The following is a 26,138-nucleotide window of genomic DNA, read 5'->3' as shown; positions in this document are numbered from 1 at the left end:
TCGGGCGAGGAGGCCGGAAGATTGCTAGGCTCGCTTCATGAACAGTGGTCCATTTCAAAGCACAGATGAGTTGATCGGAAAAACCCCCCTCGTCAGGTTGGGCCGATTCAATGCAAACACGACTATCAACTTGTGGGCGAAGATGGAGTCTTATAACCCGGGTGGGAGCGCTAAAGACCGTACGGCTCATGCAATGGTACTTGCCAGCGATCTCCGCCCGGGTGACACCGTAGTGGAGTCAAGTTCGGGTAATCTAGGGATCGCCTTGTCTCGAGAAGCGGTCCTAGGCGGCTGGACTTTCCATTGCGTTGTAGATCCGCGTGCTAACCGCAACACAATAGCGCACATGAAGGCACTGGGAACCATAGTGCATGAGATTACAGAACCGGATTACGAAACTGGAGATTGGCTAGTAGCACGAAGAAAACGTGTTGCGCAGCTATGTGCTCAGATGTCTGAAGCGATCTGTCTTGACCAATATTCAAACACAGCGGCTTTTCAGGCACACGAACAAGGAACAATGACTGAAATCGTCGAACAACTTGGCGGTGCCCCTGATTATCTTCTGGTGGCGGTAAGCACCACGGGAACGGTTGGGGGTTGTTTAGGGTATGTAGCTGCACACGGGTTGTCCACTCAGGTTATAGCAGTTGATGCGGTGGGGTCAGTTCTGTTCGATGGAAATGCTGGCCCACGCCATTTACCAGGATTCGGTGCGGGCATGGTCCCGGAATTATCAAAACATTTATCGCCCCACAGGGTTTTTCGTATTGATGATAAGACTTCAGTTGAAGCAGCCCGAAAGATGGCTAAGACAGAAGCCATCTTGCCCGGAGCGTCTGGTGGGGCCGTCCTCGCTGCTATGGAGATATTATGCCCCGACATCCCTGCGGGCAGCAATGTAGTAGTAATTCTTCATGATGATGGAAATAAGTATTTAGATACGATTTATAACGACGAATGGGTGGAGGAAAACCTTTGTTCAAGGTAGCTATCATTGGTGGCGGGCCGCGCGGGTTGTGGGCTGCTGAAGAATTACTCGCTCTTGCTAGGGAGAGAGGAGCCAGCATTGATCTTCATGTTTTTAATGATGGTCTTGGTGTGGCATATCAACCTGATCAGCCTGAAGAATGGCTGATAAATGTACGATCTTCCACGATTACCACACAGTTCAGCGACTTCAGTCAATGGCTACAAAAACACAATGTAGATTCATCTTTCCCACCTCGACGATTAGTAGGGGAGTTCCTGGAAGAATCTTGGGATGCGCTTCTTGAATATGTACCTCACGGGTGTTCTCTTACGATGCACACTAAACATGTAGACACAATCAAACCCTGCGGTAAAACGAGTGAACGTTGGTTAGTGCAGGAACAAGCGTTTGATGAAATTCTTTTAGCTACTGGACATGCACACGATTGGCCTGGATCCTTATCGCAAGAAGATTTCCCCGAGTCAGTACGCCTGATCGCATCTCCTTATCCTGCTAATAATCTAGACGGGATCAAGTCCACAGACAGAGTGTTGGTGCGTGGGGCAGCTCTCACTTTCATCGACATCACTCGAGTATGCTCACCGGCCGTATTCATTCCAATAACCCGCACAGGGAAACTAATGATACCGAAGCCCGACGTGACTGACTTATATTTAGAGGACCTCTTAAATGAGGGTTCGGAAGAGATTCGGTCCGCCAAGGATCTTTCCGAACTTAGTACAGTTCTAAAAGAGGTTTCCTCCCAAATTCAGGAACGAGCTGGGAAAAAAGATGAAGAATGGGGAATGGGGGCCACTTGGCGGGAGCTGTACCCAAGCATCGTGGAACGCGCTTCCTACGAAGGGCGTGACAGCTTGAAGGGGTTTGATCACTTAGCCCGGGAAATGGAAAGACTAGCCTTCGGCCCACCACCCGAAAGTTTTGAATACCTCCAAGAACTCGTAAAATCCGGAGTGGTAGACATCACTCACCTGCATCGTGGTCAGGAACCACTGGCAGATTTGGTTCGTGAACTTGAAATAACCGTGGTGATAGACGCAGTTATTCCCCCACCGGGAGTAGTGCCAGGCACATTGGTGCACAATTTGGTAAAAGAGGGATATGCCAGAATTCGTCCTGGGACCCGGGGGTTAGATGTAGGGGCTGACGGCACAGTTAAAGGGCAACAACATTTAGCTGCAGTCGGACGGATGACGGAAGATGTGGTTTTGGGTAATGACACATTGTCGCGGTCGTTGCATGACATAATCCCGAAGTGGGCTCGGCGAGTTGTCCGCGACGCGAGTACGTATCCCAATAAGGTGCATGGTATTCCACCGCTTCCGGCGCGGTTGGAACCCTGGGCGGAAAAGCTCACTTCAGATCCGGCCACATGCCGCCACCTGATTGAAGAATTTGGGAGTCCTGTGAATGTGCTCCATTCAGGTTCTATGCCTCGTAATATAAATGAGTTGGTCGACGCCGGCATTGAGATGGGGGTGGATACTCGAATATTTTTTGCCCGCAAAGCGAATAAGGGTCTTACCTTCGTCGATGCCGTTAAAGACGCCGGTCATGGTGTAGATGTAGCCAGTGAACGAGAATTATCTCAGGTGCTTAATCGTGGAGTCCCAGGAGAGCGGATCATTCTATCCGCAGCTATCAAACCGGACAGACTATTGACATTAGCGATCGAAAATGGCGTGATCATCTCTGTGGATTCGCGTGATGAATTAGATCGCATTGCGGCGTTGGTTGGTGACCGCGTTGCACGAGTTGCGCCTCGAGTAGCTCCAGATCCTGGAGTCTTACCTCCAACTAGATTTGGTGAGCGAGCCACAGACTGGGGTAATCGACTTACCGAGGTGACACCCGGCGTGGATATTGTGGGTCTTCACGTTCATCTTCATGGCTATGCTGCAAAAGACCGTGCTCTGGCTCTGCAGGAATGTTGCCAACTCGTCGATTCTCTCAGAGAATGCGGGCATTCCCCTCAGTTTATTGACCTCGGCGGAGGGGTCCCTATGAGTTACATTGAATCTGAGGAAGATTGGATCCGTTATCAATCCGCTAAATCTGCGACTTCAGCCGGGTATGCTAAATCCTTTACGTGGAAAGATGATCCGTTATCTAATACGTACCCGTTCTATCAGACCCCAGTGCGCGGTAATTGGTTGAAAGACGTGCTTTCTAAGGGGGTAGCTCAGATGCTCATTGACCGGGGATTGCGGTTACACCTAGAGCCTGGTCGAAGTCTACTAGATGGGTGTGGCGTCACTCTTGCTGAAGTTGCTTTTGTGAAAACCCGTAGTGACGGGTTGCCTTTAGTGGGGCTGGCTATGAACCGAACGCAGTGCCGGACTACATCCGATGATTTTCTCATTGATCCCCTGCATATCACTAGCGGTGATGCAGGTGAAGAAATCGAAGCATATCTAGTGGGTGCCTACTGCATCGAAGACGAGCTGATTTTACGCCGACGGATCCGCTTCCCGAGAGGAGTTAAACCAGGAGATATCATCGGAATTCCTAACACTGCAGGATATTTCATGCACATCTTGGAAAGTGCATCGCACCAAATCCCGTTGGCGAAAAATGTAGTGTGGCCGGAGGGGCAGTTAGACGATATTGATGCGGATTTAGACATAACCATTCGCTAATTTTTTCAGTGCCCCTGCTGACGTGCGGATTCCTTTCCCGCGCTTGGATTATTTTCGAGAATTTATACAATAATCCTCGAAATCCTAATAAGGATCCTTTATCGTGGGAGAGGTACGGTAATTTGTTCGAGGACAACGTAGAGAAAGGCGTGATTTCATTGCTAAATGATCCACGTACGCTATTCCCGAAAGTCGACCCCCCAAAGCAACGCCAGCCGGAACCAGGCCTCGATATAAAACTTTCCCCCGAAGCTGATATTGGCCTCTCCAGTTATCAAGGGAATGGAAGGCTTAAGGGTCGCAAGGCTCTTATCACTGGTGGCGATTCTGGGATCGGAGCTGCCGTAGCAATTGCTTACGCTCGCGAGGGGGCAGATGTTGCGATCGCTTACTTGCCCGAAGAACAAGCCGATGCTGACAGAGTGCTCCAAGCAATCGAGGAAACAGGTCAAAAAGCTTTTTCTTTCCCTGGTGATCTCCGTGATCCAGAATATTGTCGCTCGCTGGTCCAAGAGACGGTGAACGCTTTAGGTGGCCTAGACATCTTGGTCAACAATGCGTCACGTCAGGTGTGGGCACCTGGTTTGACGGATATTACCGACGAAAACTTCGACCAGACTTTGCAGGTTAACCTCTATGGTAGTTTCCGAGTTACCAAAGCAGCTATACCTCATCTGAAGCCCGGATCATCGATAATCTTTACATCGTCGATTCAGGCGTACCAACCTTCGGAAACCCTATTGGATTACGCTATGACTAAGGCGGCATTGAACAATTTGTCAAAGGGCTTGGCAAGTAGTCTGATAGGCGATGGCATTCGGGTGAATTCTGTAGCCCCAGGTCCTTTCTGGACGCCGTTGCAACCCAGCCATGGTCAGCCCCAAGAGAAAATAGAAGGATTTGGCAAGCAGGCTCCGATTGGAAGAGCGGGTCACCCTGTTGAGTTGGCGGGTGCGTACGTTTTTCTCGCTTCTGATGAAGCCAGCTATGTGGTAGGAGAAACCCTGGGAGTAACTGGTGGGACGCCTACCCCATAGTCCGTATAAGCGGAATAACTTTCTCAGTTAAGTTTTAGGATGGGGCCTGAAGCCGGTCGGTTTTTTCGACGATGGAAACTACGACATCTTGCAGCTTCCAGTCCAGGTCTTGGATTCGCTTAACTAGAGAAGTTATTTCTTCCGGAGTAGGTGCGTATCCTTCTACTGGTTCGACAAATAGCTCTGTGTGGAAAAAGCGGCCTTGGTCGCGTATCCTAGCGCGAGTGTGTTTGACCCAATGCATTTCCAGGGCAGTCTTTTCTACCTCATCATTTAAAGGGTGAGTGGCGGAATTGTCATAAGTCATGGCTCGTCCATCACCCAAGTCAGATATAGCAGCTTTCATATTTATCACGCCATCTCTGAGAATTGAAGCTGATATTACTAGAGCTGCAGCTGCGTCCGCCCACCAAAAACCCAGCCCTATTCCGAGCACGCCTATTGTGCTAGCGACTGCTGTGCCCCAGTCAGCCTTGGCCATATCCGCGTCTGCATAGAGCAGTTTGTCGTGAAGATCTTTAGCTAAGTGTATTTTTACTCGCCCTATAACCACCATCGGGATTGACACGGAGATCATAACCCCGATCATTAACCAACCTGACCATACGTCATGGCCAAATAAAACAACTAAACCCAACGGTGGCCTTTCTCCCTTGATCAGTGCAGATACCGCTTCATAAATTAAAAGGCTTCCCATGATAAGGAGGGCCATTGCTGCAGCTTGGTGGCCGATAGCAATCGACCGGTGCTTGCCGTATGGATGTTTTCTGGTTGCCACAGCTTTGCTAATCCGGGAGGCTAAAAGAAATGCGATAGGTGGTACTAAAGAAAGTATGTCTTCAATCCATGCACTTCGCATGGCCTGCGATTGACCAGCGACAACACCTACCAAAACGATCGAAAAAAGAACCCATACGATCGTTGCCCATTCCAACTTGATCGCCTTACGCAGCGCCGCTCGTTGTTTCTCGGGCATCTCGTTGCGCCTGGAAAATCGGGTGTCTTTGCCTTCTGAATTCATCTGATTTCACCAAACTCGTGAGCGAGATACCGTTCCAAAGCCATCATGAGATCATTTTCTCCTCGCCTAATACCCATAACTTTTTCTTCTCCATCGACTTTGTGGTAAGGGCGAGTCAGTGCCATATGAGAAGACCAAGGAGATGAAGAAGATAACCCCCCAATAATTAGATCAAGCTGGCCATCTTCGATTTTCTCGGCCAGTACTGATTCTGGGGCATTAAGCCATTTCACATCGGCATCGATTGTGTCTGCGAAGCCTTCAATAAGATCGACTTCTATGCCTGAATATCTACCAGTTCCGCTAGTCTGTGTCCAAGGTTTGTTTTCCGATATTCCAACTACGAGTTCATCGCCGCGAGCACGATCCAAAGTGCCTTCCGAATCTACAGGGAAGGAAGCGCAGGAGTAGAGAAATGCAGAGCAAATTGTTACATAAAAGGCTCTCCGAAAGTTGGACTTAGTCATTGTGGGAACCTCGAATTCTCAAAAAGCCAAGCTAAGTCACTGAAAAGGATTTCAGCGGTATAAATCAAGTATGTCGAAAGCTAATTCTTTCATAAACTAGTATATACTTTCGGGGCTGATATAGTATTTTCACGCTCGGACGTGTGGTTCGGTTTTCTCGCACTTTGGAATTTTCACACAGATTCGAGATTCGGGCGTCATGGATTTTCGATTTCAAGGGGAACGCCTCTTTAGCTTCTTAGGCGTAAACGAGGTTCCAATTTTTATTGGTGTGGTTTCAAAATGCGCATAGATCCTAATAAACGTGGATATTTATTGACACTGCTATTGTCGATTCTTAAGTAGGCTATCTGTGATGTAAATAGTAACTGCGATCCAAATGAAAACGAATCCAAACCAACGCATTGGTTCCACTGTCTCATTAACCACAAATAGAGCCCACAGCATCTGCATCGTTGGGGTGAGATATTGCAGCATGCCCACTGTTGATAGCGGAATTGCCTTTGCTGCCAGCGCGAACATCAACAGCGGAATTGCTGTGACTAAACCAGAACTCATCAACAAAGCACTGTGTCCACCACCATTGTTAAAGAACGTGCCCCCGCCAGATACCTCGAGCCACACCAAGTATCCCGCAGCAATAGGAAGCAATACCAGAGTTTCCGCTGTGAGTGAACCCACCGCAGACATATTTACTTGCTTTTTCAATGCGCCGTAAATACCGAACGTTAACGCCAAACTCAGCGCTAAGTATGGGGGCTGGCCGCTTAAAAATGTCAGTACTAACACACCACCAAGGGCGATTAATACGGCACTGATCTGAAATTTTCGTAATTGTTCTTTGAAAAATGCAATGCCGAACACCACGCTAACCAAGGGGTTAATAAAATAGCCCAAGGCTGCTTCGGTGACATGACCGGAGTTAACGGCGATGACATAGAACAACCAGTTACCGGCGATAAACACCGACGCCGATACGATCCGCAGCCAAGTGCCACAGTCGGCATTTCTAAGCTCTTTCCATCCTTTAGTAATGGTGGTAATGATGGTCATCAATACGGCGGTCCACAGGATTCGATGTGCCAGAATCTCAATCGGTCCTGCTGGGAGGAGGAGTGGGAAAAATGCGGGGAACATTCCCCAACCCAAGTAAGCAATAACGCCGTAGATCATAAAATGTCACCTTATACCTAGGTGTGGAAAACCGAGTTCAGTTGCCCAGTTTAAGGGGAGTTTCACTGGTGTAAGGAGATGGCTAGACTGTCCCACATGGCCAAGCACTCCTCATTTGTACATCTTCATAATCACACCGAGTTTTCCATGCTTGATGGAATGGCCAAGATCGACATGTTGGCCGATGAGGTTAAAGCCCAAGGTATGCCTGCGGTTGGTATTACTGATCACGGCAATATGTATGGCTCTAACCCGTTTTATCGCAAGATGACAGAAATGGGTATCAAGCCCATCATTGGCATTGAAACCTATATGGCACCCGAGTCTCGCTTTAAAAAAGAGCGTGTGCGTTGGGGTGAACCACACCAAAAATCAGACGATGTATCTGGTTCGGGTGCGTATCTGCACCAAACCATGCTTGCAGAAAACACCACAGGTTTAAGAAATCTCTTCTACCTGTCTTCAATGGCATCTTATGAAGGTCAGTTGGGTAAATGGTCACGCATGGATGCCGATATCATCGCGGAACACGCCGAAGGAATCATTGCCACCACAGGCTGCCCATCGGGTGATGTGCAAACACGCCTGCGATTGGGCCAATTTGATGAAGCACTTGAAGCAGCTGCGATGTGGCAAGACATCTATGGCCGGGACAATTACTTCCTTGAGCTGATGGACCACGGCTTAGATATTGAAACCCGAGTGCGCAGTGAATTGCTAGAGATCGGCCGCAAGCTCAACTTGCCACCACTTGTCACCAATGACTGCCACTACGTGCTGGAATCACAGGCTCAAGCCCACGAGGCGATGTTGTGCGTGCAAACTGGCAAAACGCTTCACGACGAAGACCGTTTCAAATTCGGAGGAACCGGCTATTACGTGAAGTCCGCAGAGCAAATGCGTGCGCTGTGGGACGATATGGTTCCTGACGGCTGCGATAACACACTGTGGATTGCAGAACGCGTGCAGGATTACAGCGAAATCTGGGAAGAGCACTCGCACGACCGCATGCCGATTGCGGATGTGCCAGAAGGCTATACCCCAACCACGTGGCTGCACCATGAAGTGATGGCCGGTTTGGAAGACCGCTTCCCAGGCCAGCAAGTACCTCAGGACTATATTGAACGCGCTGAGTATGAGATCTCGGTGATTGATATGAAGGGATACCCTTCCTACTTCCTTATCGTTGCTGAGCTGATCAAGCATGCTCGCTCCGTTGGTATCCGTGTGGGACCTGGTCGTGGTTCTGCGGCGGGCGCGTTGGTTGCTTATGCGCTAACGATCACCAACATTGACCCGATGGAACATGGTTTGCTGTTCGAGCGATTCCTCAACCCGGAACGACCATCTGCTCCCGATATTGATATCGACTTCGATGATCGTCGCCGTGGAGAAATGATCCGTTATGCGGCAGACCGCTGGGGTGAAGACAAGATCGCCCAGGTGATCACTTTCGGTACCGTGAAAACGAAGCAGGCGCTTAAAGACTCCGCTCGTGTGCAAATGGGACAACCAGGTTACCAAGTTGCTGACCGCGTCATTAAAGAGCTTCCACCTGCCATCATGGCAAAGGACATTCCTTTGTCTGGAATCACCGATCCAGAACACCCGCGGTACAACGAAGCCGGTGCTGTGCGACAGCTCATTGAAACTGATCCAGATGTAAAACGCATCTATGAAACCGCACGAGGCCTAGAAGGTGTCGTGCGCCAGTCCGGTGTGCATGCATGTGCCGTCATTATGTCCTCAGTTCCTCTACTGGACTGTATCCCCATGTGGAAACGCCCCGCAGATGGTGCGTTGATTACTGGATGGGACTATCCAGCATGTGAAGCTATCGGCCTGTTGAAGATGGACTTCCTAGGTCTTCGAAACCTTACCGTCATTGGTGATGCCATTGAAAACATCAAGGCAAACCGTGACGGTGAAATTCTTGATCTGGAAAACCTCGCCATCGAAGATGAAGAAACCTACAAACTTCTTGGACGCGGTGAAACCCTCGGCGTGTTCCAGCTCGATAGTGGTGGCATGCAGGAGCTGCTGAAACGAATGCAGCCTACCGGCTTCAATGACATTGTTGCCGCGCTTGCACTGTATCGACCAGGACCTATGGGTGTGAATGCACACTGGGACTACGCAGACCGTAAAAACGGTAGGAAACCCATTATTCCCATCCACCCGGAGCTTGAAGAAGCACTGGAAGAAATCCTCGGCGAAACCTATGGTCTGATTGTGTACCAGGAGCAGATCATGAAGATTTCTCAAAAGGTCGCAAATTACACTGCTGGTCAGGCAGATGGTTTCCGTAAAGCCATGGGTAAGAAAAAGCCAGAAGTGCTGGAAAAGGAGTTCGCCAACTTCGAAGCCGGCATGAAAGCCAATGGCTATTCCGCTGAAGCAATCAAAACCTTGTGGGATACCATCCTGCCATTCGCAGGATATGCGTTTAACAAGTCTCACGCTGCAGGTTATGGTTTGGTGTCGTTCTGGACTGCGTACCTCAAGGCTCACTACGCGCCAGAATATATGGCTGCACTGTTGACCTCTGTGGGTGATAACAAGGACAAGTCAGCTATCTATCTTGCCGACTGCCGCCACTTAGGTATTCGCGTTCTTTCACCTGATATCAATGAGTCAACATTGAACTTCCTTCCCGTAGGAACCGATATTCGCTATGGCCTGGGAGCTATTCGAAATGTCGGTGCAGAAGTTGTGGATTCCATTTTGGAAACCCGCGAAGAAAAAGGGTTGTTCAAGGACTTCTCCGACTACTTGGACAAAATTGACACCTTGCCCTGCAACAAGCGCATTACGGAATCACTGATTAAAGCCGGAGCTTTTGATTCATTAGGACATCCACGAAAAGGCCTTATGTTGGTCTTTGAAGATGCCGTAGATTCTGTTATCGCCACGAAGAAAGCCGCGGATAAGGGACAATTTGACCTGTTCGCAGCCTTTGACTCTGACTCTAACGAGGATGTCGCCAGCTTCTTCCAAATCACCGTTCCAGATGAGGAATGGGACCGTAAGCACGAACTTGCTCTTGAGCGAGAAATGCTTGGTCTGTATGTTTCCGGGCACCCACTAGACGGGTACGAAGACGCTATTGCAGCTCAGGTAGATACAGCGTTGACCACCATTGTGGCAGGTGAACTGAAACACGGTGCAGAAGTTACCGTCGGTGGCATTATCTCCGGTGTGGATCGTCGATTCTCTAAAAAGGATGGTTCCCCTTGGGCAATTGTCACCATTGAAGATCACAACGGTGCTTCCGTGGAACTGTTGGTGTTCAACAAGGTGTATTCCATTGTTGGCTCGATGATTGTGGAAGACAACATCATCCTGGCTAAGGCGCACATCTCTATCCGAGATGATCGTATGAGCTTGTTTTGTGATGATCTTCGCGTCCCCGAACTTGGTCCTGGAAATGGCCAAGGTTTGCCACTTCGACTATCGATGCGTACAGATCAGTGCACGATGTCTAATATCGCCAAGTTGAAGCAGGTGTTGGTGGACAACAAGGGTGACTCTGATGTGTATCTCAACCTCATTGACGGTGATAATTCCACTGTGATGATTTTGGGTGATCACTTAAGAGTTAATCGATCTGCAAGTTTGATGGGAGATTTGAAGGCAACGATGGGTCCGGGCATTCTCGGTTAGTGTGCATCACACAGGGATTACCCCATGAAGGGGTAAAAAACCTTGTGATGAATAAAAATCTGGGTGTGGTGGACGTAGATTGCACCAACACAGTTAGAGTCGAATGAGAGTTTGATACTTTCATTCGACTTTTAGATTGGATTTTTAATGAGCCACAACCACATCAGAACCACTCACGTGGGTTCCTTGCCCCGTACGCCGGAACTGCTTGACGCAAACATCAAGCGTTCAAAGGGTGAAATTGGTGAAGAGGAATTCTTCCAGATTCTGCAGTCTTCTGTGGATGACGTGATTAAGCGTCAGGTTGATTTGGGTATCGATATCCTCAACGAGGGTGAATACGGACACGTCACTTCCGGCGCAGTCGATTTTGGTGCTTGGTGGAATTACTCCTTCACCCGCCTGGGTGGACTGACCATGACCGACACTGATCGTTGGGCAAGCCAGGAAGCAGTCCGTTCCACTCCTGGCAACATTAAGCTGACCAGCTTCTCTGATCGTCGTGATCGCGAATTGTTCCGTGAGGCATATGAAGATCCAGTATCAGGTATTTTCACTGGTCGCGCATCCGTAGGAAACCCAGAATTTACCGGCCCAATTACCTACATCGGTCAAGAGGAAACCCAAACCGATGTTGATTTGCTCAAGAAGGGCATGGAGGCAGCGGGCGCGAAAGATGGCTTCGTTGCAGCTCTGTCCCCAGGATCTGCTGCACGTTTGACCAACAAGTACTACGAGACTGATGACGAGGTCGTTGCAGCTTGTGCAGATGCCCTTTCCCAGGAATACAAGATCATCACCGACGCTGGTCTGACTGTTCAGCTTGATGCACCTGATCTGGCAGAGGCTTGGGATCAGATCAACCCAGAGCCAAGCGTTAAGGATTACCTGGACTGGATTGGCAAGCGCATCGATGCGATTAACAGCGCTGTCAAGGGACTGCCTAAGGAACAGACTCGTCTGCACATCTGCTGGGGCTCCTGGCATGGACCACACGTTACTGACATTCCATTCGGTGACATCATTGGTGAAATTCTGCGTGCAGAAGTTGGCGGTTTCTCCTTCGAAGGTGCATCACCTCGCCATGCTCATGAGTGGCGCGTATGGGAAGAAAACAAGCTTCCTGAAGGCTCTTTGATCTACCCAGGTGTGGTTTCTCACTCAATCAACGCAGTTGAGCACCCACGCCTAGTAGCTGACCGTATTGTTCAGTTTGCCAAGCTGGTTGGCCCTGAAAATGTTGTAGCTTCTACCGACTGTGGCCTGGGTGGACGTCTGCATTCTCAGATCGCATGGGCGAAGTTGGAGTCCCTTGTAGAGGGCGCTCGCATTGCTTCCAAGGAGCTGTTCTAATCTAGTAGCCGAGGGTTGCTAGTCAAAGCAGCAAAAGAAGCTGGTGTTCATTTAGAAAATTCTAAATGAACACCAGCTTCTTTATATTGAAAAACTAGGCATCTACATTGATGCCCATTTGAGCTAGGATGTCGCGCACAGTCTGCCTGGATGCAGGATCAACGGTCACCATGAAAGATGCTGCAGTTGTTGCCAAGCTAGCCACCGCAACCAAGCCTTGAATAACAGCTAGGGGAAGAGCTAACCACTCTGGTGGAGACACAACAGAGCCAATTACTGGAATTTCAGAGACACGATCAAGGAACTGTTGCTGCTCTTCGGTGAGTTCATCATCCTCGTCAGAGGTATCTTTTCCAGATGAGCCAAAGCTCGGTGCAGCAGGGATGTCGCCACTGCTGAGCATAGAGCTGCCTTCAGCGCTGCCTGGCCATTGTTCATTGCCGTCTACGGGGTTGCCATCTTCATCAAGGATCTGAGAAGAGGTGATGTTGTCAGAAAGCTGAGTAAGTGCGTCAGAGGACTGAGCCTGGGCAACTGGGGTGAAAACGGACAATGCCACAGCACTTGCTGTAACAAGGGTCAAAGTACTTCGACGCAGAGACAAATCTTTTCTCCTGGCAATATTAATGCGGTCAATTTGAGGACATGTGATACGTATGCGGATAGTATGAACTACCCTCAACTCGAGGAAAGTGTAATGCCACAACCACAGTATTGGCTAGAAAACAATCTTTTGAAAAGTCATATTGTAATAAAACCTATGCCAAAGTAGGTGCATAACTTTAAGGCGATTACACTAGGCAACCATGAGTGAAACATACGTGTCTGAGAAAAGTCCAGGAGTGATGGCTAGCGGAGCGGAGCTGATTCGTGCCGCCGACATTCAATTGGCGCAGGCACGAATTTCCTCCGTCATTGCACCAACACCGTTGCAGTATTGTCCTCGGTTGTCAGAAGAAACCGGTGCGGAAATCTACCTCAAGCGGGAAGATTTGCAGGATGTCCGTTCCTACAAGATCCGTGGAGCATTGAACTCAGGTGTGCAGCTGACCCAAGAACAACGTGATGCGGGTGTCGTTGCAGCGTCTGCAGGAAACCATGCCCAGGGCGTTGCATATGTGTGCAAATCACTTGGTGTTCAGGGTCGTATCTATGTTCCGGTTCAAACACCTAAACAAAAGCGTGATCGCATCATGGTTCATGGTGGCGAGTTTGTCACATTGGTGGTGACAGGAAACAACTTTGATGAGGCTTCAGCTGCCGCACATGAGGATGCGGAAAGCACCGGTGCGACGCTGATTGAACCGTTTGATGCGCGTAACACCATTGTGGGACAGGGAACAGTTGCAGCTGAAATCTTGTCGCAATTAACGGCACTGGGTAAAAGTGCTGATCATGTCATGGTTCCAGTTGGCGGTGGCGGACTTCTCGCTGGTGTTGTCAGCTACATGGCGGATATGGCACCTCGTACCGCTGTTGTGGGTATTGAACCAGCTGGTGCTGCGTCCATGCAGGCTGCACTTCGTGAGGGCGGGCCAGTAACTCTAGAGACTGTTGATCCTTTTGTTGATGGCGCAGCTGTTAAGCGAGTCGGCGACCTGAACTACCACATCGTGGAAAAAAACCAGGGTCGTGTACACATGATGAGCGCTACTGAGGGCGCGGTGTGCACTGAGATGCTTGATTTGTATCAAAATGAAGGCATCATCGCAGAACCTGCTGGCGCGTTGTCGATTGCGGGGTTAAAGGAAATGTCCTTTGCCCCAGGCTCGGTCGTGGTGTGCATTATCTCTGGTGGCAACAACGATGTGTTGCGCTATGCAGAGATCGCTGAGCGTTCCTTGGTGCATCGTGGGTTGAAGCACTATTTCTTGGTTAACTTCCCGCAAAAGCCAGGTCAGTTGCGTCATTTCCTCGAAGATATCTTGGGACCTGATGATGACATCACGCTGTTTGAATACCTCAAGCGCAATAATCGTGAAACTGGTACTGCGTTGGTAGGCATTCAGCTGAGTGAAGCATCTGGATTGGAACCACTGCTTGGTCGCATGGAGTTATCTGCTATTGATTCCCGTCGCCTTGAACCAGGCACTCCAGAATACGAATACTTAACTTAAACCTGAATTAGGAAAGGGCCACTTTGATCTCAAGGTGGCCCTTTCCTATGAGGGAAGCAAAAATGTGAACCAATAGTGGCTGACTCTTCTTAATCCGAGTGAGAGGCTAAGCCGCCGTTAAACCACAGTGCCCAGTTTTTGGTTTTGCGCCATTGATGAGCATCTAGGTTTGTTCTGCTGCAAGTGCAATTCACATATCCGTAAACGAAAGCTGATCATGGCAACTGGTTTTGAGCTACTCGCGGCGTAAAATCGCAAAACCCCATGGTTGAAGTGAGGTTGACGTAGCCGTAACTGTGGGGGAGGTGAAGCTGTAAATCAACTCACCACCAAAAGGCACCTCGACGTCTTTATCTGAGAAATTGGCAAGTAGTCTGCCTTGACCATTGGCCATCGATAACCAATTGTCGCCGTGTTCGATGTCTAGGTTGAGTAAATTGGGTTGGGCGAAATTCAGGGTGTGCCGCAGGTGCAACAACTGCTTGTAGGCATCTTTGATGCGGCGTTGATCATCGGTGAGCTCCCAATTGAGTTTCGATGATGTAAACGTGGATTCCAGGTGGGGGGCGGGGATCTCGTCGGCATTCCATCCAAGGCGGGCGAATTCACGTTTTCGTCCCTCTGAGGTCAATCGGTTGAGTTCAGGGTCGGTGTGGGAGCAGAAGAAGGCAAAGGGTGTGGTGGCGCCGAACTCTTCGCCCATAAACAGCATTGGTGTGTAAGGGGAGCTATAGATGATGGCTGCTTTTAAGACTTGCTGCTCGGGGCTAAGAGTCATCGATGGGCGATCACCGATGGCTCGGTTTCCAGTTTGATCATGGGTGGTTGTATAGGTGACAAAGCGGGATGCGGGGGTGACATCGAGACGCACAGGTCGGCCGTGGTTGCGTTCGCGGAACGTGGAGTAATTTCCGGTATGCGCAAAAACTTCCCTTAGTGTTTTAGCCAGGGTTTCAACGGAACCGAAATCACAGTAATAACCGTTGCGTTCACCTGAGACTAAAGCGTGCACGGCATGGTGGATATCGTCGACCCATTGTGCATCAAGACCATACCCACCGGCATCGCGGGAGGTGATTAATTGTGGGTCGTTAAGGTCAGATTCTGCAATCAGCGATCGCGGGATGCCGGTTTGGGCTGAGACTTCTTCCGCCAGGATATGCAGTTGTTCCAGAAGCGAGTAGGCACCCCGATCATCGAGGGAGTGCACGGCGTCAAGGCGTAGCCCATCGACGTGGAATTCCTCAAACCACTGGCGTGCGGCATCAAGGATATAGCGTCGTACTTCATCAGAATCGGAGCCGTTGATATTGACCACGTCACCCCAGCCGGTGCTGCCACTGGCGGTGTAGGGGCCAAATTGCCCGTTGTAGTTGCCGTCAGGGCCGAAGTGGTTGTAGACGACGTCTAAATAAATGGCGATGCCGGCCTGGTGGGAGGCGTCGATAAGCTTTTTAAGGCCCGTCGGACCGCCGTAGCCTGCATGGACGGCGTGCCAGAGCACCCCGTCGTAGCCCCAATTTCGGTTGCCGCCAAAGGGCTGCACGGGTAAAAGCTCGATGGCGGTCACGCCGAGGTCACGCAGATAAGAAAGCTTTTCGACGACTCCCTCAAACGTTCCATGTTCACTAAACGTGCCCACATGTAGCTCGTACAACACCGATCCTGGGAGGATTCGACCAGTCCACTGCTGATCACCCCACAAATAGGAATCATCCGAGATTTCACTTAGACCATGCACGCCGTCTGGTTGGGAAGTGGATCGGGGATCGGGGAGGGGTTTGGACCAGGAGGAGCCGTCGAAAAGCGAAAAGCCGTAACGATCGCCTGCTTGAGGCGCAATCTCCGCGCGCCACCAGCTGCCTTCCGTTTTTGTCATGGGAAAGGTTTCGCCGTTGAGGACAAGTTGTACGTCTTGGGGCAGGGGAGCCCAGACCGAAAAGTTTCGCGAGGTCAACATGGCCACCAGGGTAGTGAAAATGTCTGCGATCGGCGGGCTAAGATATGAGATGCTATGGCACATCTCACGCAATACCAACTTCCTCAAGCAGGTCAAGTCTTTGAACACGAATTAGAGATCAAACGATCCAAATTCTTGACCTACATCACGCGCGTGCAAGATGAAGAGCAGGCTCGGGAATTTATTCACTCCATCAAAGATCTCTATCCGGATGCGCGTCATCATTGCAGCGCATTTATTTTCCACGTCGATGGCTCCAATGATGTCGAGCGGTCCTCAGACGACGGTGAGCCTTCAGGAACCGCAGGTAAACCCATGTTGGAAGCACTGCGCGGGTCTGGAATGAAAGATATCGCCGCAGTAGTCGTGCGATATTTTGGTGGCATAAAACTGGGCACCGGCGGATTAGTAAACGCCTATACCAATGCAGTCACAGAGCTTTTACCACAGGTTTTACAGACCACGCGTTCAATTCGGGAGATTTTCACCATCAATCTGCCGCATTCCGATGCCGGACGCATCGAGGCAAACCTGCGTGGGATGGGTGTGATTATCACTGATACTGAATACGGTGCAGAAGTGACTTATACATTGGCATTATTACCTGGGGAACGCGTGGCGGTTGAATCTCAATTGTCGTCCATGATGGGCACAGAAATTGATTTGAAAGAGTCCGGGCACATGTGGGTGGAATCCCCGAGTGACTAGCGCACTCTAAGGGAACTACACTGGTCAACTATGAGCATGCAACCATTTCCCCGCAACCCCATTGAAAAGCGCAAACAAGAAGTACGTAAGAGTTCCCGAAACGCAGTTATTAGCGTAGGTGGTGGTCTTGTTGGTGGTGCCGCATTGTGGCTGCTCCTTGGTTCACCATTTTTCATGGCACTTGGATTGATCGTCGCCGTGGTCGGTGGCTTTTATTACTACAACAAAGTCCAGAAGATCATTAACCAAAAAGACAACTACTAGAAGATTTCTATGTCAGATCTTGACGGAAAACCTGTCCGCATCGACGCATGGGTGTGGGCAGTTCGTTTGTATAAAACCCGCTCAGATGCAGCAGCAGCCTGCAAAGCGGGGCACGTAAAACTCAACAACAACGTAGTGAAACCGGCCCAACAGGTAGTTCCAGGTGACCGCGTTCGAGTCTGGGTAAACCACCGCGAATTAGATGTGGAAGTGCTTCGGACAATTAGCAAACGCGTCGGCGCACCCATTGCCAAAACCTGCTACGTGGACCACACCCCACCGCCACCACCAATGGAAGTATTCGCATCCATTCCGCGCCGTGACCGTGGAGCCGGAAGGCCTACCAAGAAAGAACGGCGCGAAATGGAACAGTTTAGAGGTATGCGTTAGGCCTTTTTGGACAAAATATCCTTGACCATTGGAATAACCTCAGTGCCATACAGCTCGATGGACTTCAGCAAGTGCTCGTGAGGTGTTTTGCCACTGGCGTATTTCATGGTAAAACGATCAAGATCGAGCACCGAAATGGTGCTCGCAATCTTCTTCGCAACCGTTTCAGGGCAGCCAATGTAGAGCGAACCGTGGTCGATCTCACGCTCAAATTGGGTTACATCCGCAGGAGCCCAACCGCGCTCAGCACCAAGCTTGCGCTGAAGTTCCAACCAATCATTCAAGGCTAATTCACGTGCTTCTTCATCAGTTTCTGCGATCAGACCTGGGGAATGCACACCGATGGGTTTTTGAGGCTGTCCAAACTGTTCATTGGCTCGCTTGTACAGATCCACATAAGGGCGGAAACGCTCAGGAGCACCACCAATGATCGCCAACATCAAGGGGAAACGATACTTGGCTGCACGCACAACTGATTCAGGGCTGCCACCAACAGCCACCCATGCCTGAATACCATTCTCAGTTGGTGGGTACAGCATCTGGTTTTCTAACGCAGATCGAGTTTCACCATGCCAGGTCACACCCTGGCCGCGACTATCTGCCTCCAGAATTTTGGCAAACAAATCCAAGCGCTCGCTAAACAGCTTCTCATAATCCTGAAGGTCAAAACCAAACAGTGGGAAAGACTCAATGAAAGACCCACGCCCAAGGGTGATTTCTGCGCGGCCATGAGAAAGTGCGTTCATGGTGGAATAACGTTCGAATAAGCGCACCGGATCATCAGAGGACAACACGGTGACAGAGGACGTGACTTTAAGCCGTTGCGTCGATGCAAGAATGGCAGTCATCACGATGTCAAGGGGCAGAAACGGCGTACTCCTCACGGTGGTGTTCACCGATGCCGATGATATCTACACCAACTTTCTCTGCCATTTTTGCTTCATCAATGATGTTGCGGATGGTTTGTGCAGGCGATACTGGGTTGCCCTCAAGGTCGATTGCATTGTCGCCGAATGTGTCCAGGCCGAAAGAGATGTTCTTCATGTGTCCTCAACGTGTGGAAGTGTCAATAAAGTGTTTGTAGATATATCAACAATATGGGCTTGATGGTATTCCCGCAAGGTTTTCAGTGCGATGGACACGCGAATCGCAACCCTGCCTATAGGAAATTCACCGCACCCTCGTCGTTATAGCTAGATTGGCCTTGATCGCGCGGTGGGTCTTAGGTGAACCAGAGGCGAACCAAACAGGCGTGCCAAGATTTTCCATTTACACGAAATATTGGCACGTATGTTTGGTTTGCATCGAGCCAAACCAAACCAAACCAAACTCCGGTGACGAAAATTCGAGTTTTCCAATATTCTTGTCACGTGTGTTTGGCTACTACTGGCATTGCTCAAAATCTTAAGTTTGGGCCTGTAAAAAGTGCCCTTCCAAAATCGTTTCTAAGAGCCTTTGGAACCTGAAGTGGTATAAATACTCGTTTCCGAAAATCGTGTCGCTTAAACGGCCTACAAACAGTGATAGTAAAAAGCACCACCAGTAAAAATTACCGGTGGTGCCACTGCCATTTAAAGTGTCTTAAGCATCTTTAATTTCGCAGACTGTAAGTCAAGGAATTGCCTAGATAGAGCTCAAGCTCCAGTCAGCTGGTGGGAAATTGATGCCCATTGGGCGGAAGAAATCAGCGACGGTCAGGCCCCACACGTGGAGGAAGTCTGCGAGCATCGGGAAGTCCGTGATGGATGACCCCATAATATTTGGCTCCTTGCTTGGGATGTACAAAATGATCTGCTGCACTAGCGTAACAGTTGTTTTACAGCATTGTAGGTTGTGAAACTCCGCGAGTTTTAGCCGGGGCTAACTTTAAGCGATCTAACTCAGGCAGCCTCACGTTAGCTTGGTGGTTCCACAAGGTGTGCCTGGGTCATAAGCTCAAGCTTCCGTTTGAGCTGCCTGCGTCTTTTGGCGTTGAGTGGTTGGGAATCGGTAGACACAGTGGCATCGATATGGGATTGGCCGAAACGCTTCAGCAGTAGATCGTCAATGATGCGGATCTGGCCTGGGTGGAAGCGGTAGTTCATTACTTTGAGCAGGACTTCAATATCTGCTGGGTTTAGAAGTTCACGGAGCTGAGCCACAGACGTAATCGAATTGGCCACCAAGATATCTTCGAGGAATCGGTAGTTGGTGGATCGCGGGCGCGGGAATCGGTTGCCAATGAGCATTGCGAGCACACCTGGAAGTGTTTCTGCGGTGAGCTCGACAGATTCATCGGTTACACGGCTGGTTTCCTTGAGCGCTGCGATTTGGTCGAATTGTTGGTCAGCTAGTTCAATCAGGCCCGCCGCGAGGGTGAACATGCGATCAACTTCGGCGCTGAAATCTTTCGGGTTGGCCACATCGGCGCGTTTGTAGCGGATATCGTGTTCAAATTCCGCCCATGCGTGTTGCAGGACGGTGCGGACTTGAACCTCAAAGACATGGCCTTTGTATTCCTGCAGGTCATCGGCGTTGTCATCGACTTCTAGAATTAAATGGTGGGAGCCGTAACCGAATCCTCCAGAGATGCGGGTTTCGGCTGCTTTGTCCACGGATTTGTGGACGATAAAGGAGTCTTGGAGGACTTTTAATGCCACTGGGATTTCCGTGGAATGGTAGGTAGTGATCCGCACGCCGATCATGTCATGGATATCTTTGCGCGGATCGGGGTAGATCAACGAGCCATCGTCGCGTCGTTTACGGGCTTTGGCTTTGAGGCTGGACCATTCTTTGATGCGCGTGGTCACACGATCAAAGGTGACACCACCATCTGTGAGCAACTCTTCAATAGCTAGGCGGAATTCAACGTCGGCCATTGGGTAGGCGCGACGGAATTCGTGGTAGTAATTGCCAAATTGGGCAAGAGTGTTGTCAGACATAACGATCGTTCATGGTAGTGCCATCAACTTTCTGAAGCAGGGATCAAAACTCAATATCTGTGACCAAAACCAACAAAGATACTGGCAGATGTGCAAAAAGGTCAGCAGCTGCCACAACTCCGCTGAATTGTTTTCCAGTCAGGCGGTCCTCCCATTGTCCCGCAGGAAGTGTGACGGTGGTGTCGTGCCAACCGCCGCGATCTTCCAGGATGAGTGGGCGTCGGGTGGCAAGTGCAAGGATATTTAAGCGGTTTCGGTCTGTACCTCGGGCGATACCCATGATGTGGGATTCTGCACGACCTTCGCCGAACACAGCCTGGTGATCACCACCGACAAAACTTTCGGGGAATTCAGCACGCAGACCCAAAGCTTTATGAACTACCGTGAGCTTGGCAAGATCTGCGTTTTCAACTAGTTCATCTACCGAATTAACAGCTGTCCAATCCCAGGTTTGAAGACGCTCAAGCAGTTGCTCCCTGGCGGTGTAATCAACAAAGCGACGATTATCAGGGTCTACGAGGGAATCCTCTAAAAATTCGGTGCCTTGGTAGGTATCAGGAATACCTGCACCAACCATTTGCAACAGTTTCCTGCCCAAGGAGACTTGCACGGAGCCTCGGTGCAGGTAGGAGACAAAGTCGGTGATTAATGAGGTGGAGGGTCCGTCGAAAAGCGCCTCTATCCAATCGCAGACCGCAGCCTCGAAGGACTCGTTGGGGTCCACCCACGTGGTTTTTGTGGACGCCTCGCGGATGGCTTTTAAGGCGTAGTCCCTAAACCGTGTGCGCACGGTGTCCGTGATGGAGCCGTCTGCAGGCCAGATGCCGAGGAGGTTTTGGAGCAGGAAGTTGCCGGTGGCGCCATCAGGTGCGGGAAGCACAGCGGAGACCCGGTTGACTAGCTCTGAATATAAATCAGGGATTTCAGTGAGCTCGATGATGCGTGCTCGGGTGTCTTCGCCGCGTTTGGTGTCGTGGGTGGACAACGTGGTCATGGTGCGTGGCCACAGCAGGCTGCGTTCTTCTTGCAAAAGGTGAAACTCTGCTGCTGACACCCCGAACCTTCCCGGCGCGCCACCTACTTCTTGGAGTGCAACCAGGCGTGAGGCGCGGTAGAAGGTGGTGTCTTCTACGCCTTTTGCCATGACGGCACCGCACACTTGAGCAAACCGGATTTTTGCCTCGCCGTTGCCAAGAAGCGCAGCAGCGATCAGGTCTAGTGCATCGCGCCGGGTGGGGAATCGTTTGGACATTTCGGCGATAACCGTGGCAGTAGTGCGGGATAGGGAGATATAGTCTGCGCGGTAGACCGGCATGGCAGCGATGAGCTCGATGATGGTTTCGCTGAGTTTGTCTTCGGTGACGTGGGTGCCTGCGGTGGAGAAATTATCGCGGCGCATTGCGCGGGCGAGTCTTAGGATTTCCGCACCGAGTTCTTGCTGTGCCACCTCGCGTTTGAGGTTTTCTTCCGTGGAATTTAAGGTTCGCTCATCCCAGGTAGATCCGCTGTGGTTAAGGGCAATCATGGAGAATTTATCTTCTGATTCCCTAGAAATAAACACTCCATCTAGTTCACGGAGCGCGTCATATCCAGTGGTGCCATCAACGGCCAAACGAGGATCTAGGGGTTCATCGACACCGAGGATTTTCTCAATGATTAGCCAACGATCCGGGCCAATCAAGTCACGGAGTCTATGCAGGTAGCCAAAAGGATCAGAAAGTCCATCGGGGTGGTCCACACGCACGCCATCAATGAGGTCTTCTGCGACCAACTCGCGCAGTAGGCGGTGGGTGTGTTCAAAGACCATGGGATCTTCTTGCCTAATGCCGGCCAAAGTATTAACTGAGAAGAAGCGACGGTAGTTGATGACCCCATCGCGCCAAAACTGCAGTCGATAATGCTGGCGCTCGTATGCCTGTTGTGGTGTTCCTTCTGCGGTACCAGGGGCAAGGGGGAATAAGTTGTCGTAGTATTTTAGTACTTTCTCGCCGTTTAGCTCGGCGAATTCTAGCTTGTCTTCATCGCCTTCCGCACCCAGAATTGGCATGCCCAGCTTTCCACCAGAACCATTGTCTTCGTGCCAATCAATATCAAAGTAGAACTCAAAATCAGAGTCTTTCCCATACTTGAGAACATCCCACCACCAGGGATTTAAATGCGGAACCGCCACCCCCAAGTGGTTCGGCACAATATCAATGATGATTCCCATGCCCAGTTCTTTGGTGGCCTCCGCCAACTCCCGAAAACCCTCCATACCACCAAGTTCTTCATTAATCGTGGTGGGATCAATCACATCGTAGCCATGATTTGAATCCGGCATGGAGGTAAAAATCGGCGAGAGATACAGGTGGCTAATCCCGAGCTTTTTTAAATAGGGAAGCTGCGCTTTAGCCTGCGCGAAATCGAAAGAACGCCCGGCGCTATCTGCTTGAGGTCCTCGCATTTGAAGCCTGTATGTGGCGGAAATTGGCCGTGCCATGGTGAAACATCCTTAGAAGTTATGCAAAATCGTATGGTACGCCCTTGATCATAGTGTTCACGCCGAAGTGGCGTGGGAAAAGCATTAAGCAGCAAGTGCCACACGAGCTGGCGCGAACAGGGCAGGGAAGCCGTGCCTATAGACAAGCAGCTTGTCGACGATCCCCTCCACACCACTTTCTTCCAGCAAGCTTCGCGCCCACCGCTGAATATCCGGTAGTACCGGGTGGCCTGAAGGAATGGCGATCAATGTATTTGTAGAAGGTGCGATATACAAAGGATTGGAACCTAGGCGTAGTTCCAAATGGCTGTTTAATAAAGTAAAAGTTTGAGGATGAGCCAACCATGCCGTAATCGGTGCACCAGGAACACGAACTTGTAGACCTGGAGAAGAGATATTGGTTGTCACCCCGGCATCGCGCAAGTCAAAACGAATACCTTCTGGCGTTGTTGCACACTTAATCAAATTGCGTGCGGCCTGATCCCACGCCTGCCTGGTGGATAGACCAATCTCGGCTAATGCGCGATAGCTTAAAGTGGCTCGTCCACTGTGCAAACCCATGCACAGATCGTGGGAAAGATTCAGCACCGCTGGGGTGTCACAGAAACCATCAGTACTAAGTCGTGATGAGTGCACCCAGCGTTGATTGTGTAGGCGTGGCTGAATCTTTGTCGGTCTAATGGACATATTCATGTCTTCCCCCTTTTTAAGATTTTTTAGGCTCTTAAAAGGGTTGGACTGGAAAAACTACTGTTTGGTTCCCATTTGCACCAAAATTTTTCTAAAACGGGGGTTGTTCATCTAACCCAAGAGCCGTGAACAGCTGTTTTTCATCCCAGATCTGAATATCCTGGCCTTTTTCTTTCAGCTCTTCGGCACGTTTTTGTTTGCTCGTGATAGTTGCCCACGGACCAGCGACCAAAATGGTGGTCTTCTTTGTCACATTCTTGCCAATTGTTGCGCCTTGATCCGCAATCCTTTGCCATAACGCACCTTTTTCATAAGGCTCGAAATCACCAGTGAGCGTGACGTTGTGACCATAAAGAAGGCTCGATGGATCCGCATCTGGGTTGGGATCAGGAATCACATCTGGTGTAGCCACCTTGTCCCAAGGAGCACGACGTCCAGATTGCTTCTTTGGTTCAGCTTTGGGAGATTCCCACGCGTGATCCACTGCCGGTTGTTCCACCTCTGGTTTCTTGCCGGCATCCAGACCAAAATTGCGACGCTGCAACGCCACATTTGCCCCTGAACGGTCTTTAAGAACCGGATACACCCGAGCGTTATCCACAGTCCCCATGGTGAACCCACGGCTATGAACGAAATCAACAAAGCTGCCTTCAAAGCTATGGCGCCTAGCCAGAGCAATAGCAATGGCCGCACATGCCCTGGCATCCTCAGTGGCATCATGGTGGTTTTTCAGCTCAAACCCCAAATGGCTTGCCACAGTTGGTAGCTTGTGGTTTTCCACCTGCAGCTTTTCATTCCGAGCCAAGGTAAGTGAACAACCATAGATCATCTCAGGCACATCAATCCCTGAGGCAGCACACGCACGGGAAAGCGCTGTGAAATCAAATTGCGCATTATGAGCCACCAACGGAAGATCACCAACGAAATCCACCATCTGTGGCACCAAATCAGCAAAACGTGGCTGATCAGCCACCATCTCCGGAGTGATACCGTGGATACCAATGTTGATCTCATTGAAGAAATTCAGACTCTCTGGAGGGCTACACAGCCACGACACTGAAGTTTCTTCTAAACCATCTTTGTATTTCACTAAACCAATCTGGCAGATTGACCCCCAGTCATCGTTAGCTGTTTCGACATCAAAGCCAACAAAATCCAAGCCCGCAACAGCAGTGGCTGCTGGAGCATCAGAGCTATCAGAGGTATTAGCCCCAATATTTTTGGGTTTTTCACCTTTCAAAATGGCATTAATATCATCTACTAATGCTGCCAAATCCTTGGCACTATTCGGGGAGAAAGAAATGGACTTGCCCACACCCTCTAGGGTTAAGCTCCCTTGGGTGTATGCCGTGGGATCTTGTACAGATACACCGGAAACAGCAGAAATATCTACAGTTTCCATCTGCGTGCCAGACTGCGAAAGAGCAGCTAGAAGTGGTGAATAGGTGATAATAAGGGAGGAATCATCCACAGTAAGGGATGCGCCGTGTGCCGCGATCACAGGTAAGTCCTTTCGATCTGAATCAATGGACTCCACCCTACTAGGTGGGGTGGACATCGCTTAAGCGCACCGGGACTTTGCGGGACTTTGAAGAAATCCACCTGTAACGCCGGGACTTAAAATAACGACGCATTAAGTATCAGGAACTTAAATTAAGAACTTCGGTTGCTCCATCACCATGGTGGGGAATACAACAATCGGACCGCTTCAATTATTTAGGATGAAAGAGCTTTTTCAATGAACGCAGAGTTTGAATCAGCCAATGCAACCAACGTTGCACAGATTGATATGGCTGGTAGCAATAGGGAAGCCACCGTCACAAATATTCGTGATGCAAAGCGGAAGTCACCCCAGCTTGATTCAGTAACACCGTTTAAGAAGAACTGCCCTAGCCGTAACCTGCTTGACACCATCAGTGACAAGTGGGCTGTGCTCATCCTGCTCAGCTTGGAAAACGGTCCCCAGCGCAACGGAGAGATCAAAGACCAGGTTCAAGGTATTACACCGAAAATGCTGACCCAACGCCTTGGAGTTTTGGTGGAGGATGGCCTAGTCACCCGCACCTCCCACGCAGTTGTCCCACCGCGTGTTGATTATCAGCTCACTGATCTTGGTGCTTCAGTCATTGAACCATGCCGTGCCATGTATTTCTGGGCGGTAGAAAACATTGAGCAAGTCGAGGCGTACCGCTCGGCATAACATTATTTAAAAACTTTCCTGATCGCAGGGTGAGGGAAGGCGTCGAAAAGCAAAAAGCTGTG

20 protein-coding genes and 1 pseudogene are annotated in these 26,138 nt (G+C 50.2%); 10 read left to right on the top strand and 11 right to left on the bottom strand.

All coding sequences use genetic code 11. The features are described from left to right. Window positions 1–37: 37 nt before the first annotated feature. The 3 genes from N24_RS11120 (at window position 38) to N24_RS11110 (ending at window position 4,670) form a co-directional block, all read left to right on the top strand. Window positions 38–991, top strand: a complete 954-nt coding sequence (locus N24_RS11120) for a pyridoxal-phosphate dependent enzyme (RefSeq protein WP_096456964.1) — start codon at window positions 38–40, stop codon at window positions 989–991. Further along, window positions 961–3,633 carry an FAD/NAD(P)-binding protein gene (locus N24_RS11115; RefSeq protein WP_096456962.1) on the top strand — a complete coding sequence of 891 codons (2,673 nt, stop codon included), beginning with the start codon at window positions 961–963 and terminating at the stop codon, window positions 3,631–3,633. The genes N24_RS11120 and N24_RS11115 overlap by 31 nt, the downstream gene beginning before the upstream one ends. Before the next feature lie 149 nt (window positions 3,634–3,782). Beyond that, window positions 3,783–4,670, top strand: a complete 888-nt coding sequence (locus tag N24_RS11110; protein ID WP_096460103.1) for an SDR family oxidoreductase — start codon at window positions 3,783–3,785, stop codon at window positions 4,668–4,670. Between the two features lie 34 nt (window positions 4,671–4,704). Here N24_RS11110 and N24_RS11105 read toward each other — a convergent pair whose 3' ends face one another. The 3 genes from N24_RS11105 to rarD all read right to left on the bottom strand — a co-directional run bounded on the left by N24_RS11105 (window position 4,705) and on the right by rarD (window position 7,331). Continuing rightward, complete coding sequence (locus N24_RS11105) at window positions 4,705–5,691, bottom strand: cation transporter (protein ID WP_096456960.1); 987 nt, start codon at window positions 5,689–5,691, stop codon at window positions 4,705–4,707. Then, on the bottom strand, window positions 5,688–6,158 hold the full coding sequence (locus N24_RS11100; RefSeq protein WP_096456958.1) for a transporter substrate-binding domain-containing protein: 471 nt from the start codon (window positions 6,156–6,158) through the stop codon (window positions 5,688–5,690). The genes N24_RS11105 and N24_RS11100 overlap by 4 nt, the downstream gene beginning before the upstream one ends. A gap of 324 nt (window positions 6,159–6,482) precedes the next feature. Then, window positions 6,483–7,331 carry an EamA family transporter RarD gene (gene rarD / locus N24_RS11095; RefSeq protein WP_096456956.1) on the bottom strand — a complete coding sequence of 283 codons (849 nt, stop codon included), beginning with the start codon at window positions 7,329–7,331 and terminating at the stop codon, window positions 6,483–6,485. Window positions 7,332–7,427: 96 nt separating this feature from the next. Here rarD and dnaE point away from each other — a divergent pair, with 96 nt between their 5' ends. After that, window positions 7,428–10,994, top strand: a complete 3,567-nt coding sequence (gene dnaE, locus N24_RS11090) for a DNA polymerase III subunit alpha (protein WP_167382093.1) — start codon at window positions 7,428–7,430, stop codon at window positions 10,992–10,994. Window positions 10,995–11,141: 147 nt separating this feature from the next. Then, window positions 11,142–12,347, top strand: coding sequence for a cobalamin-independent methionine synthase II family protein (locus N24_RS11085; protein WP_096456952.1), 1,206 nt, complete (start codon window positions 11,142–11,144; stop codon window positions 12,345–12,347). 94 nt (window positions 12,348–12,441) lie between these two features. Here N24_RS11085 and N24_RS11080 read toward each other — a convergent pair whose 3' ends face one another. After that, entirely contained in the window at window positions 12,442–12,951 is a 510-nt protein-coding gene (locus N24_RS11080) for a hypothetical protein (RefSeq protein ID WP_167382092.1), read from the bottom strand. A 202-nt stretch (window positions 12,952–13,153) separates the two neighbouring features. On the opposite strand from N24_RS11080, the gene ilvA reads away from it, so the two are divergent. Further along, window positions 13,154–14,464 carry a threonine ammonia-lyase IlvA gene (ilvA, locus tag N24_RS11075; protein WP_096456948.1) on the top strand — a complete coding sequence of 437 codons (1,311 nt, stop codon included), beginning with the start codon at window positions 13,154–13,156 and terminating at the stop codon, window positions 14,462–14,464. A 235-nt stretch (window positions 14,465–14,699) separates the two neighbouring features. On the opposite strand, the gene treZ is transcribed toward ilvA, so the two are convergent. Continuing rightward, on the bottom strand, window positions 14,700–16,424 hold the full coding sequence (gene treZ / locus N24_RS11070; RefSeq protein WP_197702397.1) for a malto-oligosyltrehalose trehalohydrolase: 1,725 nt from the start codon (window positions 16,422–16,424) through the stop codon (window positions 14,700–14,702). Between the two features lie 54 nt (window positions 16,425–16,478). Between treZ and N24_RS11065 the strand changes: the two genes are divergently transcribed. Genes N24_RS11065 through N24_RS11055 form a run of 3 tightly spaced genes read left to right on the top strand, consistent with a single transcriptional unit; the run spans window position 16,479 to window position 17,786 of the window. Next, window positions 16,479–17,132: a YigZ family protein gene (locus N24_RS11065; protein WP_096456944.1), complete on the top strand. Its 654-nt coding sequence runs from the start codon at window positions 16,479–16,481 to the stop codon at window positions 17,130–17,132. Window positions 17,133–17,162: 30 nt separating this feature from the next. Further along, window positions 17,163–17,396 (top strand): hypothetical protein, encoded by a 234-nt coding sequence (locus N24_RS11060; protein WP_096456942.1) that lies wholly within the window; start codon window positions 17,163–17,165, stop codon window positions 17,394–17,396. 9 nt (window positions 17,397–17,405) lie between these two features. Further along, window positions 17,406–17,786, top strand: coding sequence for an RNA-binding S4 domain-containing protein (locus N24_RS11055; protein ID WP_096456940.1), 381 nt, complete (start codon window positions 17,406–17,408; stop codon window positions 17,784–17,786). Here the strand turns inward: N24_RS11055 and N24_RS11050 are convergent. The 6 genes and pseudogenes from N24_RS11050 to N24_RS11030 all read right to left on the bottom strand — a co-directional run bounded on the left by N24_RS11050 (window position 17,783) and on the right by N24_RS11030 (window position 25,377). Beyond that, window positions 17,783–18,830 (bottom strand): annotated as a pseudogene (locus N24_RS11050) (LLM class flavin-dependent oxidoreductase). The gene N24_RS11055 and the pseudogene N24_RS11050 overlap by 4 nt on opposite strands. A gap of 579 nt (window positions 18,831–19,409) precedes the next feature. Next, complete coding sequence (locus tag N24_RS16675) at window positions 19,410–19,541, bottom strand: hypothetical protein (protein WP_003856460.1); 132 nt, start codon at window positions 19,539–19,541, stop codon at window positions 19,410–19,412. A 140-nt stretch (window positions 19,542–19,681) separates the two neighbouring features. Continuing rightward, complete coding sequence (locus tag N24_RS11045; protein WP_096456938.1) at window positions 19,682–20,707, bottom strand: GTP pyrophosphokinase; 1,026 nt, start codon at window positions 20,705–20,707, stop codon at window positions 19,682–19,684. 43 nt (window positions 20,708–20,750) lie between these two features. Then, window positions 20,751–23,186 (bottom strand): malto-oligosyltrehalose synthase, encoded by a 2,436-nt coding sequence (treY, locus tag N24_RS11040; RefSeq protein WP_096456936.1) that lies wholly within the window; start codon window positions 23,184–23,186, stop codon window positions 20,751–20,753. A gap of 84 nt (window positions 23,187–23,270) precedes the next feature. Next, window positions 23,271–23,873: a hypothetical protein gene (locus N24_RS11035; protein WP_231910995.1), complete on the bottom strand. Its 603-nt coding sequence runs from the start codon at window positions 23,871–23,873 to the stop codon at window positions 23,271–23,273. Between the two features lie 94 nt (window positions 23,874–23,967). After that, entirely contained in the window at window positions 23,968–25,377 is a 1,410-nt protein-coding gene (locus tag N24_RS11030) for an exonuclease domain-containing protein (protein ID WP_167382091.1), read from the bottom strand. A gap of 237 nt (window positions 25,378–25,614) precedes the next feature. Between N24_RS11030 and N24_RS11025 the strand changes: the two genes are divergently transcribed. Next, window positions 25,615–26,076 (top strand): winged helix-turn-helix transcriptional regulator, encoded by a 462-nt coding sequence (locus N24_RS11025; RefSeq protein WP_408607595.1) that lies wholly within the window; start codon window positions 25,615–25,617, stop codon window positions 26,074–26,076. Window positions 26,077–26,138 lie beyond the last annotated feature (62 nt).

This window comes from Corynebacterium suranareeae (assembly GCF_002355155.1).
GTDB classification, from domain to species: domain Bacteria; phylum Actinomycetota; class Actinomycetes; order Mycobacteriales; family Mycobacteriaceae; genus Corynebacterium; species Corynebacterium suranareeae.
The sequence above is the reverse complement of the archived record's forward strand: the minus strand, read 5'-3'. Positions and strand labels throughout refer to the sequence as shown.

What these genes read in the sequence shown, in the direction of transcription:
- N24_RS11085 (WP_096456952.1), top strand. Translation starts at nt 11,142, where the DNA reads ATGAGCCACAACCACATCAGAACCACTCACGTGGGTTCCTTGCCCCGT.
- N24_RS11035 (WP_231910995.1), bottom strand. Translation starts at nt 23,873, where the DNA reads ATGTCCATTAGACCGACAAAGATTCAGCCACGCCTACACAATCAACGC.
- N24_RS11120 (WP_096456964.1), top strand. Translation starts at nt 38, where the DNA reads ATGAACAGTGGTCCATTTCAAAGCACAGATGAGTTGATCGGAAAAACC.
- N24_RS16675 (WP_003856460.1), bottom strand. Translation starts at nt 19,541, where the DNA reads ATGGGGTCATCCATCACGGACTTCCCGATGCTCGCAGACTTCCTCCAC.
- N24_RS11025 (WP_408607595.1), top strand. Translation starts at nt 25,615, where the DNA reads ATGAACGCAGAGTTTGAATCAGCCAATGCAACCAACGTTGCACAGATT.
- N24_RS11100 (WP_096456958.1), bottom strand. Translation starts at nt 6,158, where the DNA reads ATGACTAAGTCCAACTTTCGGAGAGCCTTTTATGTAACAATTTGCTCT.
- rarD (WP_096456956.1), bottom strand. Translation starts at nt 7,331, where the DNA reads ATGATCTACGGCGTTATTGCTTACTTGGGTTGGGGAATGTTCCCCGCA.
- N24_RS11115 (WP_096456962.1), top strand. Translation starts at nt 961, where the DNA reads ATGGGTGGAGGAAAACCTTTGTTCAAGGTAGCTATCATTGGTGGCGGG.
- N24_RS11065 (WP_096456944.1), top strand. Translation starts at nt 16,479, where the DNA reads ATGGCACATCTCACGCAATACCAACTTCCTCAAGCAGGTCAAGTCTTT.
- N24_RS11055 (WP_096456940.1), top strand. Translation starts at nt 17,406, where the DNA reads ATGTCAGATCTTGACGGAAAACCTGTCCGCATCGACGCATGGGTGTGG.
- treZ (WP_197702397.1), bottom strand. Translation starts at nt 16,424, where the DNA reads ATGTTGACCTCGCGAAACTTTTCGGTCTGGGCTCCCCTGCCCCAAGAC.
- treY (WP_096456936.1), bottom strand. Translation starts at nt 23,186, where the DNA reads ATGGCACGGCCAATTTCCGCCACATACAGGCTTCAAATGCGAGGACCT.
- N24_RS11060 (WP_096456942.1), top strand. Translation starts at nt 17,163, where the DNA reads ATGAGCATGCAACCATTTCCCCGCAACCCCATTGAAAAGCGCAAACAA.
- ilvA (WP_096456948.1), top strand. Translation starts at nt 13,154, where the DNA reads ATGAGTGAAACATACGTGTCTGAGAAAAGTCCAGGAGTGATGGCTAGC.
- dnaE (WP_167382093.1), top strand. Translation starts at nt 7,428, where the DNA reads ATGGCCAAGCACTCCTCATTTGTACATCTTCATAATCACACCGAGTTT.
- N24_RS11045 (WP_096456938.1), bottom strand. Translation starts at nt 20,707, where the DNA reads ATGTCTGACAACACTCTTGCCCAATTTGGCAATTACTACCACGAATTC.
- N24_RS11105 (WP_096456960.1), bottom strand. Translation starts at nt 5,691, where the DNA reads ATGAATTCAGAAGGCAAAGACACCCGATTTTCCAGGCGCAACGAGATG.